At 35.1% G+C, this 15,085-nt stretch carries 11 protein-coding genes and 2 pseudogenes; 2 read left to right on the top strand and 11 right to left on the bottom strand.

The features are described from left to right. Nucleotides 1–742: 742 nt before the first annotated feature. From ADM90_RS06525 to ADM90_RS06500, 6 genes and pseudogenes are all read right to left on the bottom strand, one after another. Nucleotides 743–1,522 carry an SDR family NAD(P)-dependent oxidoreductase gene (locus ADM90_RS06525; RefSeq protein WP_053994212.1) on the bottom strand — a complete coding sequence of 260 codons (780 nt, stop codon included), beginning with the start codon at nucleotides 1,520–1,522 and terminating at the stop codon, nucleotides 743–745. Nucleotides 1,523–2,048: 526 nt separating this feature from the next. Further along, nucleotides 2,049–2,876 (bottom strand): annotated as a pseudogene (locus ADM90_RS06520) (class I SAM-dependent methyltransferase); the annotation flags it as partial. Nucleotides 2,877–2,885: 9 nt separating this feature from the next. Continuing rightward, a protein-coding gene (locus tag ADM90_RS23715) for an IS630 family transposase (RefSeq protein WP_152927960.1) occupies nucleotides 2,886–3,924 on the bottom strand; the annotation gives its coding sequence in 2 pieces (ribosomal slippage) (nucleotides 2,886–3,425 and nucleotides 3,427–3,924; 1,038 coding nt in all). A 71-nt stretch (nucleotides 3,925–3,995) separates the two neighbouring features. After that, a pseudogene (locus ADM90_RS24215) lies at nucleotides 3,996–4,100 on the bottom strand (class I SAM-dependent methyltransferase); the annotation flags it as partial. Nucleotides 4,101–4,467: 367 nt separating this feature from the next. Beyond that, nucleotides 4,468–6,135 carry a helix-turn-helix domain-containing protein gene (locus ADM90_RS06505; RefSeq protein ID WP_053994211.1) on the bottom strand — a complete coding sequence of 556 codons (1,668 nt, stop codon included), beginning with the start codon at nucleotides 6,133–6,135 and terminating at the stop codon, nucleotides 4,468–4,470. A gap of 135 nt (nucleotides 6,136–6,270) precedes the next feature. Next, nucleotides 6,271–7,257: an ABC transporter substrate-binding protein gene (locus ADM90_RS06500; RefSeq protein ID WP_200908519.1), complete on the bottom strand. Its 987-nt coding sequence runs from the start codon at nucleotides 7,255–7,257 to the stop codon at nucleotides 6,271–6,273. Between the two features lie 1,028 nt (nucleotides 7,258–8,285). On the opposite strand from ADM90_RS06500, the gene yiaA reads away from it, so the two are divergent. Beyond that, the gene (gene yiaA, locus ADM90_RS06495; RefSeq protein WP_053994210.1) at nucleotides 8,286–8,756 is read left to right on the top strand and encodes an inner membrane protein YiaA; all 471 of its coding nucleotides are present in this window, start codon (nucleotides 8,286–8,288) and stop codon (nucleotides 8,754–8,756) included. Between the two features lie 210 nt (nucleotides 8,757–8,966). Here yiaA and ADM90_RS06490 read toward each other — a convergent pair whose 3' ends face one another. Together ADM90_RS06490 and ADM90_RS06485 are read right to left on the bottom strand one after the other, a co-directional pair. Next, nucleotides 8,967–10,016, bottom strand: coding sequence for a 2,3-butanediol dehydrogenase (locus tag ADM90_RS06490; protein ID WP_053994907.1), 1,050 nt, complete (start codon nucleotides 10,014–10,016; stop codon nucleotides 8,967–8,969). Between the two features lie 19 nt (nucleotides 10,017–10,035). Beyond that, nucleotides 10,036–10,674: a GntR family transcriptional regulator gene (locus ADM90_RS06485; RefSeq protein WP_053994209.1), complete on the bottom strand. Its 639-nt coding sequence runs from the start codon at nucleotides 10,672–10,674 to the stop codon at nucleotides 10,036–10,038. A 279-nt stretch (nucleotides 10,675–10,953) separates the two neighbouring features. On the opposite strand from ADM90_RS06485, the gene ADM90_RS06480 reads away from it, so the two are divergent. After that, complete coding sequence (locus tag ADM90_RS06480; protein WP_053994208.1) at nucleotides 10,954–12,351, top strand: hypothetical protein; 1,398 nt, start codon at nucleotides 10,954–10,956, stop codon at nucleotides 12,349–12,351. Nucleotides 12,352–12,435: 84 nt separating this feature from the next. Here the strand turns inward: ADM90_RS06480 and ADM90_RS06475 are convergent, their stop codons facing one another. Genes ADM90_RS06475 through ADM90_RS06465 form a run of 3 tightly spaced genes read right to left on the bottom strand, consistent with a single transcriptional unit; the run spans nucleotide 12,436 to nucleotide 15,072 of the window. Further along, on the bottom strand, nucleotides 12,436–12,834 hold the full coding sequence (locus tag ADM90_RS06475; protein WP_053994207.1) for a GntR family transcriptional regulator: 399 nt from the start codon (nucleotides 12,832–12,834) through the stop codon (nucleotides 12,436–12,438). Beyond that, the gene (locus ADM90_RS06470) at nucleotides 12,831–14,381 is read right to left on the bottom strand and encodes a hypothetical protein (protein WP_053994206.1); all 1,551 of its coding nucleotides are present in this window, start codon (nucleotides 14,379–14,381) and stop codon (nucleotides 12,831–12,833) included. The genes ADM90_RS06475 and ADM90_RS06470 overlap by 4 nt, the downstream gene beginning before the upstream one ends. Next, nucleotides 14,371–15,072, bottom strand: a complete 702-nt coding sequence (locus ADM90_RS06465; RefSeq protein ID WP_053994205.1) for an ABC transporter ATP-binding protein — start codon at nucleotides 15,070–15,072, stop codon at nucleotides 14,371–14,373. Before ADM90_RS06465 ends, ADM90_RS06470 begins: the two co-directional genes overlap by 11 nt. Nucleotides 15,073–15,085 lie beyond the last annotated feature (13 nt).

Genomic DNA, 15,085 nt, shown 5'->3' with positions numbered 1-15,085 from the left:
GTGATCAACATGTTTGCAAATAGTTTTAGAACATGTAAGTTATAAGCTTCATGGTTGTACAACAGCTTCTCATGTCAATTTATTCGCATCTATGGCAAATAAATTTGTATATTACTTTATATCCACAATTGATCATGCCCTTGGAATAGCGTTAAAAACTTTCTATCATAAAGAATTTTACCGATTCACTTAATACAACACTCTAACAACAGTCGCGAGAAGTAAAAACTTATAAATCATAGCGTTTAAATGTTATTGTAAATATTGAATAAAAGAATGCTCCACTATATCTAATTTGCGCATACATATACATAAACTTTGCTGAATTTCTGCCTGTATTCGCCGTACACTCAAGCTAGTTTTCCATTTACTATACTTTCTATCACACTATAGGACGGTGCTAAAGTCATGCCATACCCTGCTTACACCACTTTAAGTGATTGATGCAAGCCCTATATTTGAAGCTCTAATTTAGGCATTACACTATTTAATGTATAAAAAACGCCTCCACTATGTATTTAATTATGGCTAAAAGTAATTTGCCTTTTTTGGATTTGGTGATAAATAGGTTATTATATTAAATCTCCAGTTGCTATAATCAATTTCAATATCTACTTTCCCTTTCTATAAGATTTGTCACAAAATTCCCTCTGATTTACTTCTAATTAATGAATAAATGTTAAGTTAGTTATTCATACAACTAACTCTATTTTAAAAATTTAAATTATCTATTAACCTTTACTTATTTACTAAGCATTAATTTACCAATAAAAAATTGAACGATACTTCTTGGTAGGAATTTCATACTCATTATAGCAACTTTGTAACGTATACCCGGAATATTGGTATTTTTTTTCTTCTCTAAAGAACGGTAAGCTATTTCAGCAACTTTTTTTGATTTAGTACCAACAATATTTGTTACTTGATTTAATTGTTTCATACTATTATTTTTAGAAAAATTTGTTTTAGTAGGTCCTGGACATACAACCGTTACAACAAAATCTCCTTTGTTCTGAAGTTCTATATGTAATGCCTCTGAAAAAGACAAAACATAAGCTTTAGTTGCTCCATAAACAGCCATACTTGGAGTAGCAATAAAAGATGAAATAGAAGCTATATTCATTATTCGACCAAAGCCATTTTTCAGCATATCCTGTGTACATAAATGCGTAAGCTCAGTTAAAGCCATTATATTCAACTGAATCATACATAGCTGTTCTCGTTCTGAAAGTTGATGAAAATACCCTTGCAATCCCATCCCAGCATTATTAACAAGAATATCAATTTGTTCGCCCTTTCGTGTTATTTCATCATAAATTTCCTTTGCTGCTCCTATTTTTGATAAATCTTTGTTGATTATAATTACTTCTGTTAGTGAACTTAGCATTTTGGAAACCTCAACTAGTTTTTTATGGTTTCGAGCAATCAGAATAAGTTTATTCCCATTTTCGGCAAATATTTTTGCTAATTCCAATCCTATCCCCTCGCTAGCCCCAGTCAATAAAACAGTTTTGTTTTTCACCTTATACTCCTCTCGTTTCTAAAAACTTTTCACACATTAAAGTTAATGAAATAATTTTATCTAATTATAGTAATTTATTACAAATAAGTATACAGTATATAAAAAAGAAGTAAATACCTTTTTCTTCTTTTTATGTATTTAATTATTCTAAGCACTTTTAAAATTCAAATCTATTTCATCACTTTTATAAAGGACAGTGGGAGTTTTCACCTGTCTCCCACTGATTGGTAATAGAGGCACACAAGCTAAGAACTTCACATCCTATGAAAACGCTTGTCGTGTTAGCCTTAACCTTTGTTTTTACAGAGTGTTTGTCCCTATTGGTTTGAAATGGGAATCTTATAGCCTATAAATGCTACTTCACTTTCGCCTGCAAATCTTTTGTTACTACTGGATAAAGTTGTTTCTATAGTCACTATATTAAAAAAATTGTATTTATCTGCTTTGCAATAAAATAGATAAAAATATATTTTCAAAAAATTATTTGGTCACTTAACAGATACATTCTTTTAAAGCATAAGTATCTTTAATTATGTTTTTTTACAGCATGAATATAGTGAATGGTTTCAAAGGCTGATAGGTAGTCTTGTCGATTGTCAAAATACAGTTCATTAATTTTACTAGGTGATAGATGTTCATAAATGAGTAAACCAGCTTTTTCTAACATTCTCTCCATTTCATAATAAGAAAAGCATGACTTCATTGGTTCGCCACTTGCCGAAGCCATTTTTATCATATTTTCAACTCTATTAAAGATTCCCTTTTCATCAAAGAGTTTTTCGTCTGCATAGTCAAAAACGATGGAACTTCCTGATGGGACTTTGGCGAATAAATTATCTATTAAACTTGTCATTTCTTCTTTCGTTAAATAATAAGAAACACCTAAAAGGCTAAAGAAAGTTTTTTGATGACCAAATCCTTCATCTTTTAGATTTTGATAGGAAAACTTTTTAGTGAAGTCCATAGAAACAAAATGAAGATTACACGGAATTTTAACATTAGCTTCATCTAATCTTTTCTTCTTAAATTCCTGTGTGGAAGGATAATCAATTTCGAATATCTCTAAGGTGTTTTCCAATTCTGGATGTCGAAAACTAAAAGTATCTAACCCGGCACCAAGTATGACATATTGTTTTAACCCTAACATCATTTCATTAAGTAATACTTTTTCACAATAGGCAGCACGTGCCAGAGGTGTTGGAGAAAGTTGAATCTGTGTAATCCATTTTAATATTTCTTCTGTATCCCCGTTAAATTTTTGCGCGATATCTTTGTTGAAGAAATGTATGCCTTGAACCATATTCTCTTTAATGTTATTAAATTCTTTTTGTGAAATTAAATTTTTATCTATATAGATTGAACTTTAGAACCTAACACAAAGTCGGTCGATTATACCTTGTGTATCTTCACTTTGACAACGGATAAATTCACGAACAGCGAGTTTGATTTGCGATGTACTTGAAAAAAAGACATTATGAATGACGCTGTCTTTCAACCATTTCCATAGCCCCTCAATTAAATTCAATTGCGGGCTGTAAGGTGGTAAAAACACCAGTTGTAATCGATTTTGATGCAGCTTTAAAAAAGGCTGAATGAGCTTCGCATGATGAATGCGAGCGTTATCGAGGATCATGACAATTTTTCCATTTGGGTAATGAGCAATGACTTTTTCTAAGAAACGCAGGAAGACTTCTGCATCGTATTTCTCTTCTTCGACGCAGAAGATTTCACCTGTTTCATAATTTAACGTACCGATTAATTTCACGCCTTGATGCTTACCGTATGTGGGGATTTGACGCTGTTTCCCTTTTGGAAACCATGACTTTTGAATGGCTTGGTAGTCACGAATCATGGACTCATCTTGAAAGAGAAGGTGATCGATTTCCTCATACAATAGCTTTTTTTAAAGCAGGAAATGTTTCTTCTTTAAATGTTTTTTGCTTTTCTGGGTCCGCATTCGCCAACGTATAGGTAGGGCGCGTATGACTAAATTGCATGCGTTCTAATAATTTAGACATGCCACGTAAAGAATAGGACACAGCCCATTCACGTTTCACGAGTGAAACGAGTAACGCGAGCGTCCAATTCGTATACGGTGCAAATCCCACATCAGCAGGCGTTTTCGTTGTGACAATCTCAGCCAACTCAGCACGTTGTTCGATGGTCAAACGATGTGGTTTACCTGTAGAAATCCCCATGCGTAAACCTGTTATGCCTTCTTTTTTATAGGCTTTAATATATTCACCAACAGTTGCTCGATTGCGTTGAATGATCATCGCAATTTCAACGTTATTTTTTCCTTCAAGGTGTAGAAATACAGTCTGATACCGCTCAAATAGTCGCTTATCCTTTGTTTGTCGCATCGCCGTTTGAAGTTCTTCTCGTTGTTCATTGCGTAACATGTGGGATCATCCTTTCGACAATAAGTTTGTATTCTTTACCCATTTTGAAGGAGATAGAAGCTTTAGTTCAATTTATATAGATAATCATTAAAAATTTTAGGGGTATCAAATTGACTATGATAGGATCTGCCAAAAGCTGATATTAATGAAGTTAAACTTGACTCACCTTTCTTCATATAAACACGCTCCTTCATTTTAAAACAAAAAATAGGATTCCCCTGGCCAGGAGAATCCTATTATATATTTTATTTTAATAAATGTAAATTATAGCATAAATAAATTTTTTTGTCAAGTTTTTAACTAATCTCAAGAAGCCAAATGCCTTTTTATTTCACAACTCCCGATCCGATAGATGTAAACGTAATAAGAGTGATTGTCCCCATATTTTTAAAAATATTTACGTTTACACTGCTACGTTAGTTTAAGTACAATTTTTCATAAGTTTAACTTTAAGTAGATGATTTTTATCAAACCTTAATGAAGAGTAGACAAGATAACGCTTCACATACTAGGGATGTATCTTTTATAAGGCTAAACCTCTAATTACATCATTTTCTTCTTAAAAATATATGGCAATATCTCTAACAACCGCTCACGTGTGATCGGATCACAATGATTCCATATAAAATCTACGAAATGTGTTTTACTGGGAGTTAAATCGGCTAAAGTGGCGATCTGTGGACAGTGAGCAATCGTTTGTAATTCTTGAGGAGAAGCTAAGATAAAATTACGCTCTCCAGCATAGTGATTTATTTGATGCTGCTGAATTTCTATCCATGCTTGCCCTTGCTCGATTAGCTGCATTACCTTAGGAGTAGGACGAAAGCCAAGAGATTCATACAAGCTTGCAGCCAATCCAGTCTGACACATAACATAATATTTAGTATCTAACTTGAGATAAACAGTAGCCGTCTCCCCAGCAACATAAACATCTGCTAATTGCCTACGTACCAATCTTACTTTGTTCTCATATGTAGAAATCCACTTCTCTGCCGCTTTACTCCGTTCAAATAGTTTAGCGATATATCGTAACCGCTCAAATAGACTAAACTTGCTATTCAGTATAATAGTAGGAGCAATCGCATCTAGTTTCTGCAAATCATGTTCAGGATGAAAATAGCTAAGCAATAATAACTCTGGCTGCAGCTGTGCGATTTTATCCGGATCTACCCAATGCCCAATACTATGAATGTTCCTTAATTTATTGTGATAAACCACGTTATCTTTCATGATTGAGATGGCCGCCCCTATAGGAGGTATGCCTAGAACAAGTAATTCCCCAAGTGTAAATTTGCCATCAGTCACAATACGTGTTGCATCTTTAGGAACATGAATCTTTCTACCAAATGAATCGATAACTGTTCTTTCTGGAGTATGAAGTTGAATGTTTGCATATTCACGTGGGGTGTTTCCGGTTAATTTATGAAAGCATCGACTAAAATAATATTCATCCTTAAACCCAATTTGTCGAGCTATTTTTCTCAATGGCTCAGTTGAATTACTTAGAATTTTTTTTGCCTGGTTTATACGTACATGAGTCAAATAATCCGTCGGCTTTTTACCGGTCAATATTTTAAACTTTTGACTATATTGCCATCTTACCATTCCAGCCATGTTAGCTAATTGTTCAACTGTCAAGTCCTCATCATAGTGCTGTTCTATGTACTGTACAGTTTGTTGAACCAATTTTGTCTTTTCTTCGTGCTGTAACTGGTTAGCTTGTTCATCTAACTGAACCATCATAGCTAGTATTTGCTGAAGTCTACCTTGCAACATGGCCATTTCTAATGCGGATAGAGAGGAACAAAATTGATTATTGTTCGATGCTTCATTTCCTAATACCTGCTTGACTTGAGAAAACAGCAGATGATAGGGATAACCATGAAGCAGGGGTGGATGAGCAATTCGGTTCAAAGTCATTCCTTCTACTTCAAAGATTTCAAAGGTAAAGCGAGCAAGCTGTGCCTCTTTGTTACTTGACTCTACCGTGTAGCTTTGTATAGGTAAAATGAGCGTGCAGCTTCCTTGTCGTAGATCGATTGCCATTTTGTCTACATACAGTCGTATGGCAGGACTGAGTGCTATCAATAATGTGCATAAATTTGTTTCATGATTATTTATTCCCTCATTATGGCTAGTAGCTGACATTATTCGATCAACTTGAAATCGATCATAGTGTTGTAGTCTAATATATAAGGATGTCAGATTCATAAGCAACTCTCCAAACATTGAAAATGATTCTCATTATCATAATTGTAACATATAATGACCCACTATCAACGATTGTTCGAGTATGTGCTATTTAGAATACTAGCGGTTTAAAAATTGATTGGACGGATACAATTTTTACTGTTTGCGCATCCACTCTGGTAGCTTTTGGAACAATTGCTTCAAAGCTAATAAATTATCTGTATTCCATTCATTAGGAACAACATAAACTTTTCCCTTTTTGACAGCAGGCAAAGTTCCCCATATCGGGCTTTGTAGCAGCCGATCAGCTTCTGCTTCACTTTCACTATCCTCTTGTACAATTACAAACAAATGATCACCAGCAAACTCAGGAAGCACCTCTTCGGAAACCTCTAGGAAAGATACCCCTTCTACATCAATAATATTCTTTTGTACTGCTGGTGGGACAGCAAAGCCATTTTTCCCATAAATAATAGCACCTAGGCTACGATCACCCATAACATAAAGCGTCTTTCCTAGCTGATAGAAAACTGTTGCGGTTTCCCCTTCTGTTAATTGAAACTTGTCAAACATTTCTTTAGACTCTGTTTCAAACTTAGCAAGCAATTGAGCTACCTCTTCCTGTTTACCTAGGATATTCCCCATCTCCTTTACACGTTCTGTATAAGGAAGAGCTGGGTTGAAGGGAATAATAGTGGAAATTTTTGATAATTCTTCATTAAGATTTGGATCTGCCTTATAATAACCATTAATAATCAGATCAGGTTTTAAAGTCAGAATCGTCTCTAAGTTAGCAGGATTTCCAATATCAACGATCCCTTCAAGTTTGCCTTCATAGTAACTAGGAGAATCTTGGGGGAGGTTATTACCAACAACCGGAATATCCATCGCCAAGAAATCACCAATCGTCTGACCAATATAAACCACTCTTTTTGGATCTGCAGGTATTTCAACCTGTTCACCTGTAATCGTTGTATATGGAACAGTTGTCTCACTTTCCTCTGCTTGTACATCAGATTGAGCTGCTTTCTCGTTTTCCTTTTCCTGTGAGTCAGATGCGTTGTTACTACATGCCACTAATACCAATAGCATTAAGAGGAAACTCCCCCATAGCATAATTCGCTTTTCTATATACTGCTTCATATTTGTTACCCCTTTCTGATTTCCTTCAATTGAAAATGATTATCATTTACAGAGTTATTATAGATTTTATGAAAGGGCGAAACAATGAAAAAAACGCAATGATTTATTTGGATAAATGTCAATCATTGTCCTAAAACAAAAATCTGTTCACTTATTTCACGTATAAGTAAACAGATGGACATTATTATGTAGTTCCCAACATCGAATTCCTTATTTATAAATTTTTAGTCATACTAATTACCATCGCTCGTTTTTTCCTTCATTATAAACAAAAATACCCTGTAAGATGACCTTTTTTCAAGTGTCTATCTTATAGGGTACAGTTTAAATCATCACCAACCTTTTTTCTCTTCATATTCTATAGAATCAGGTCGAATAGTGAAGGGACATGTATGGGGATTAAATTCACTGCTCCCATTGGATTTACGCTGTTTTTTATGATCAAATGCCGTAATATCACTTTCATTTGTGTAGCAGGCATCTTTACGCTAGCGATTATGGCAACTAAAGATTTTACATCATCCATTAATGGGGTTTTTAACAGCTTTATTTATACCATAACAGAGCCATCATCAACCATTTTGAATTGTTGCTATAAATCAAAAATGGCAATGGACATACTAACAATATGCAACCACATCCACCTAACATATTTAGCTATCTATTTGAATAATTTGAAATAAAGTTATACACCTAGCTCTTATCTGTAATGGGGTACATACAACATTCGTACAGTTGAGGGCTATTTTTGAGGCACTCCGTACAAATGATTCCTATGTTAGTACCAACTAAAAAAGGAATTGCAACAAAGGACAGCAAAAAATTATTCTCGGCGTGGCCCACAGTTGAAATGTACCAAGGAACAAAATGATATCTTTACATTTGATGAAGGCACATTGACTAGTTATATTCCAACACAATAACAGTCAAGTTTACCAAAAGCGAGATTTAGAGAAATTTCTGTTCTCATAACATTCCCATAGAATGATAGAATGTTTTTATATAGTGATAGAAGGGAGAGAAAGATATTGTCTAATCAAAATGAGACTTCATCAGATAAGAGTAAACAACCTGATCCGAAAATCAAAGTAGAAAGAAAAGAGGGAGAACCGACTGCTGCTTTCAAGGGTGCTTCCTGGGCAGCATTGTTAATAGGTGTTACTGCTTATTTTATAGGCTTGTTTAATGCAACGATGCAACTAAACGAAAAAGGATATTACCTAGCTGTTTTAGTATTTGGACTCTATTCAGCAATATCTTTACAAAAAGCAGTAAGAGATAAAGAAGAGGGCATACCAGTTACTAATATTTATTATGGTATTAGTTGGGTTGCACTGATTGTATCTATTTCATTAATGGGCATTGGGTTATATAATGCTGGAAGTATTGTTTTAAGTGAAAAAGGGTTTTATGGTATGTCATTTGTTCTTAGTTTATTTGCATCTATAACGGTTCAAAAGAATATTAGAGACACACAGAGGGCAAGAGAAAGAAATTAAGTTATATTACTGAAGGGATCGAGAAGTTCATTGTCGATTCCTTTTGTCATTTTTTCTTAAGCTGCTATACCCCTCCCCCTCAATTAAGTTCATCAAATCCTTTGAAAAACAATTTTGAATCAAAATCAAGCAGACTATAAGAAAAGAGCATGACTGTAATAAGCCATACTCTCTTTGTAAGAATAGATTTATATTCATCTATCAATTTCATTAGTTTTCTCCACTTATCGCAACTAAAATTTTAGATTGTGATTTGTCGTTTGTTAACGTTTGGAATCCTTTATCAACGATCTCATCAAGTTCAATTTGACTTGTGATAATACCTTGTGGATTTAGTTGACCAGCGCTCATTGCATCAATTGTTCTTTGGAAAATGGACGGTGTATAAACAATGGAAGATAATACATTAACGCCTGTGTTTGTAAGTTGCATTGGATTCCATTCGATTGGTCTTGCAAAAATCGACACAATCATCATGTTTCCACGAGGTTTTGTTACATCAATTGCTTGTTTAAAGGTAGGAGCAACTCCTGCAACCTCAAAGGATACATCAACCCCATCTGCAACAATCGAACGAACAGCTTGTACAGGATTTTCTTTACCTGAGTTAATAGCATGGGTTGCACCTAATTCTTTTGCCTTTTCTAATCGATCATCCGATAAATCTAATACGATAACTTTACTAGCACCAGATGCTTTTGCAGCAATTACTGTTAATAATCCAATTGGTCCAGCCCCAAATACAGCAACAGAATCGCCTAATGTAACCCCAGCATCTTTGACAGCCTGTACAGCAACAGCCATTGGTTCTACCAGTGCACCATCTTGTAATGTTAAGTTATCTGCTAAACGATGTATATTTGTTACAGGGACATTAACATATTCCGCAAATCCACCGTTTCCATGTAAACCGATGAAGTTAAATCCATCATAACGATCGACTTCTTCATGTTTATTTCTATATGTTAATGTAGGATTGATGACAACTCGGTCCCCAACCTTAAAGTCAGTCACCTTAGCGCCAACTTCTTCGATGATACCAGCAAATTCATGTCCCATTGTAAGTGGGGCAACTTCACCTGTTAATGCAGCTTTTTCATCAACTGGTACGAAAACCGGACCTTCTTCGTATTCATGCAAATCACTCCCACAAATTCCAGCCCATGCTACTTTTACTTTCACTTCTTCTTCTCTTAAAGCGCGTAATTCAACCTCTTCGACTCTAATATCTTTCACACCATGCCAAACTGCAGCTTTCATGTATGTTACCCCCATAAAATTATTTAAATTGGTACCATAAAATAACATCCTTAATAGCCACTCGTGCATGATCAAAATCCGACACTTCTATACACTTGATAAAAGTATTGATGGACATATGATAGGATTCAACTAGATTCATTTTCCATTTTGTTTGCGCCGCTACATTTGTAACGAATATTGTTTCTTTAAAGAATCGTAGCATGGCAATATTTCCTGTAACATCAAAAAACAATTGTAACAAGTGGGCAAACGAAACAACATATTCATAAATATTTTCGGCAGACTTTCTTTCCTTCATCGCTTCAAAACGAAGTAATAGTTCATTTTGCAAATCGGCAGTCCATTTAGATTCACACGTTGTAAGTGCAATATCCAATAGGTTATAAAGCGCTTCCAAATAATCCTTTAATTCCTGATCCGTTATAATCTTCACTCTTACACCTTTATGTTGTACTTTTTCAACTACACCATCTTTTTGTAAAAGATAAAGGGCCTCACGGACAGGTGCATGACTTACTTGTAACTCCTTTGCAATTTCTGCCTCTATTAAGCGCTGACCTTGTTCATAGTAACCTGAAAATATGCGAAATAATAATCGTTCAGCTATTTGCTCAGAAATTGTTTTTTTTGAAATTGAATTTTCATCAAACCCCATTAAACCACTCCAATAAATTTATATCTTTTCATTTTAACATAGTTCAGTGTATAGGGTGATTAGCTAAAAGCGTTATATATTATGGATTATAGATTATCGATAATCTATAAAAGTATTTTAATCTATAAATTCATTTCTTTCAAATATCTTGTTTTGGGTATAACTTAAAATACCTTTTTGGTTGTTGTTTAGCTTTCGCCTAAGTTAAATTTTTTAAAATCATCACCATCTTTTTTTCTCTTCATATTCTATAGAATCAGAATATTGAGGGGGAAACGTATGGGGATTGAATTCACAGCTCTCCATTGGATTTACGTGGTTTTTATTGTGCTCATCATCGGATTTATGGTTAAACGTCGCGATACCACCCTCATTTGTATAGTAGGCATCTTTATGCTAGCGATTGGGGCGACTGGCGATTTTACCTCGTCCATAAGTGGGGTTTTTAACAGCTTTATTTATGCGATAACTGAGCTGTTATCAACGATTCTTATTATTTCTATTATTGTTGCGATGAGTCGAGTGATGATGACTTCAGGTATCAATGAGGTCATGGTTGCTCCTTTCACAAAGATCATTAAAACACCAGCTCTTGCCTATTGGACGATTGGTTTATTAATGATGCTGATCTCATGGTTTTTCTGGCCATCTCCTGCTGTTGCATTGTTAGGAGCGGTACTATTGCCTGTGGCGATTCGTGCGGGTCTGCCAGCACTGGGCGTTGCCATGGCGATGAATTTATTTGGGCATGGCATTGCGTTATCGAGTGATTTTGTCATACAAGGAGCTCCAAAGCTAACGGCTGATGCTGCGGGTATTCCTGTTGGGGATGTTGTATCAGCTAGTATTCCACTTGTTATCACGATGGGCGTTGTAACGACAATTGTTGCTTATATTTTTTTACGACGTGATATGAAAAGAGGCACATTCCTTTTAAACACTGTCAGCGAGGAAAATGAAGATAGTACACAAGCAATGGAGGAAAATTTACTGTCTATCGGGCAAAAACGATTCTTTGCTGTGCTTATTCCTATCGCTTTCATTTTAGATGTTATGGCAATGGCTGTCTTTAAATTACAAGGTGGCGATGCTACTGCTTTAATCGGAGGAACCTCTGTTTTTATCCTACTGTTACTTAGTATTGTTGCTCATAAATCAGAGGGGCTTGAAAAGACAACAAGCTATTTAATTCAAGGATTTCAATTCGGCTTTAAAGTCTTCGGACCAGTAATCCCAATTGCTGCCTTCTTCTACCTTGGTGATGTTGGCTTTATTCAAATTATCGGCGACCATTTGCCCGCTACCTCGCATGGTATTGTCAATGACCTTGGTGTTGGTCTTGCCGCAGTGGTACCTTTAACAAAGGAAATAGCCGTTGTAACATTAACAGTGGTGGGCGCTATTACTGGATTAGATGGTTCAGGCTTCTCCGGAATTTCTCTCGCAGGCTCTGTTGGTAGTTTGTTTGGCAATGCTATTGGTGGTGGTACGGCAACTTTAACAGCTTTAGGGCAAATCACAGCTATTTGGATTGGCGGCGGAACATTGATTCCTTGGGCATTAATCCCAGCCGCTGCTATTTGTAATGTAAGTCCCTTTGAACTGGCACGACGTAACTTAATTCCTGTAGTGATTGGGCTTGTTGTGACAACAATAGTAGCGATGTTTTTAATATAGCGTTATCAAAAAATAGTTAAGCGATGGACATTTTCCTAGCCCATCGCTTTTAAATATTTTTTTAAAGCAATTTTTTTATAAAGATTAATCGTACTGCCTATTATCTGTATAATATTTGCTTAATTTCTCCTGAAATACCTGCTGAAGTTGTTGCCTACTCATCCCTAAAACACAAGCTTCTATCACTAGTTGTTCGATTTTTATAGACAGTTGTTGTTGGGTAGCATTCTTTGCTTTATCCGATTTTTCAGTAATAACAAATGCATTTGAAGAAGGCTTTATCGTAATAATGCCCATTTTTTGAAGCTCCTTATAGCTTTTATGAACGGTGTGATAATTGAGATTTGTTTGCCCTGCTAAATCACGAATCGAGGGTAGCTGGTCCCCATGCTGTAAATTTCCTGTCGCTATTCCTAAAAGAAGCTGGCGTGTTAGTTGCTGATAATAAGGGATTTTATTCTTTCGATCTATGTTTATCTTCAATGATCTACATAACCTTTCATTATCGTGCTATTGAATAGTTTATATATGAATATAATTACAACTATCAAAATAATGACTGTTGCCATCAATGGGGAAATATCAAAAATAAGCAAACTAACATGAAGAAGTGCAATGATTAGCAATAATGGTAATCCATATACCAAACTAATTAATACAGTAGGATTAGATTTAATGGCCTCTGATGGATTTGTCCAGTCAAGTAATGGATGTTTTCTATCATAAAGAGGAGATAAGATATTATAGGCAATCACTAACAGTACCGTAATTAACAACAATAATATGGTTGTTATGTCGCCTTTACCAAATAGCGTATAAATAATATAGCTTATAACAACTGCTATTGTACTGATGCATGTGGAAATCATCACTTTTGCTCTATAAATTTTTTGTGGGTCGAAAGGTAGTGTGATGCTTGATGCATAGTATTTCCCCTCTCTCGAATAAGGTGTTCCGCTAATATTGTTTGTACAGCTCAACAATAAAACCATATAGGCAAAGAGATAAGATTCAAAATGAGCAAGCCAGTCAGCCTGTAGTATATTCATCTGAAAAATCGTTAAAAAGATAATTGTACAGATGGGCGTTAAAATCATCCCTAAAATGGCATGCATTTTAAAGTAAGGTTCAACTTGGATAATCCAATATTCATGCTGCAAATAATTACCCCACGTTCCTTTACTGCCCCATTTCCAAACCTTAGCCGTTTTTTCTACGCTACTTACAAGCAAGCCATGCTCATAATACTTAGACGCAATTATCTTGATGGTTGCCTTAAATAATAATAAGCATAGTACGAATAATAACAAGAAACTTTGCAGAGAATACCATGGATAGAATAGTTCAACCAATGGCTGTTGCATGGCAAAACGATAACCTAAACCAAGAAAGTCTGATATCGTTGAACTATCAAAATCCTCTAAAATCATGCTGATTGCACGATATTCTTTTGCTATAAAGTAGATAACTGGACTTGTTCCAATAGCTAACATCACCATCATTCTAGCTAGCAAATACACAGATGGCTGAATAAAAGCCGTCCGAACATGATTTAAAATGGATAATATAAATAACAGGCATAAGGTAATTAAACCATTTATTACAACCATAAAGAATATTGATTTTATAGCAATGCCTAGCTTAAATTCGATTAATAATAGGATAAATGTCGGTATTGATAGGATACTTACTGCTATTATGGGAAAAGCAACTCCACTTACGATTTTCGACATCACAATCCGCTCCGTAGGAATAGGCAACTGAGCAAGTATAAAGAAATCCTTTTGGCTAAATACGACCGAAATAGCAAAATAGGCTATTAATATATAGGTGATGGCATTTGAAAGAAGAATCGTGTAAAATAAAAACTCCTCTGGGCTTGCTATAAAGTAGATCATTAAATTAAGCACTGTATACTGGATGGCTATATAAATGATGGCAAGCACTAGCAGTACCTGAATCATCGGCTGCTTTGGCTTGGCATACAAGGATGTTAAAAAAATTTTTATGAATGGTATATTATTCTTCATTAGCTTGCTTCTCCAAAAACATAGCCTCTAAGCTGCCATTTACCAACAAATGCTCTACACGCTCATGCAAAACAATTTTTCCATCCTTTAAAAATGCAATCGATTGACAAATTTTTTCTGCTACATCTAATAAATGCGTGGAGAAGATAATGGTTCCGCCATTTTCTACATAGCCCTTCATACAATTTTTAAAAGCAACAACAGCAAGAGGGTCCAAACCATTTAGTGGCTCATCCATAATAAGAATAGATGGATGAATCGTAAAAGCAGTAATTAACGCCATTTTATGAAGCATTCCATACGAATTCGAGCCCAATGGTTTATCAATACTTTTTTCCATTCCAAAGACATTCATAAAATATTGGAGCTTTGTATGATCCGTTTCTTCATATAGTTGCAAAACAAAGTGTATCCAATCATAGGCAGTAATATTTGGAAACACTTGAATCGTATCAGGAATAAAATAAAATTGCCTTTTATAGTCAAGTGACTGTGATTTTGGCACATTGTTAATGATGATTGTACCATCATCTTGCTCTACTAACCCCGTAATACAATTTAATGTTGTTGTTTTACCCGCACCATTCCCACCAACAAATCCCAATATTTCTCCCTTTTCTACCCTTAAATCTACTCCCTTTAAAATATCGCATTGTCCATACGATTTCTGTAAATTTTCTATCGTTAACAATTTCTTCACCTCA

Source organism: Lysinibacillus macroides (assembly GCF_001281525.1).
GTDB classification, from domain to species: domain Bacteria; phylum Bacillota; class Bacilli; order Bacillales_A; family Planococcaceae; genus Lysinibacillus; species Lysinibacillus macroides.
Note: the sequence above shows the minus strand (reverse complement) of the source record. Positions and strands in the feature narration are given on the sequence as shown.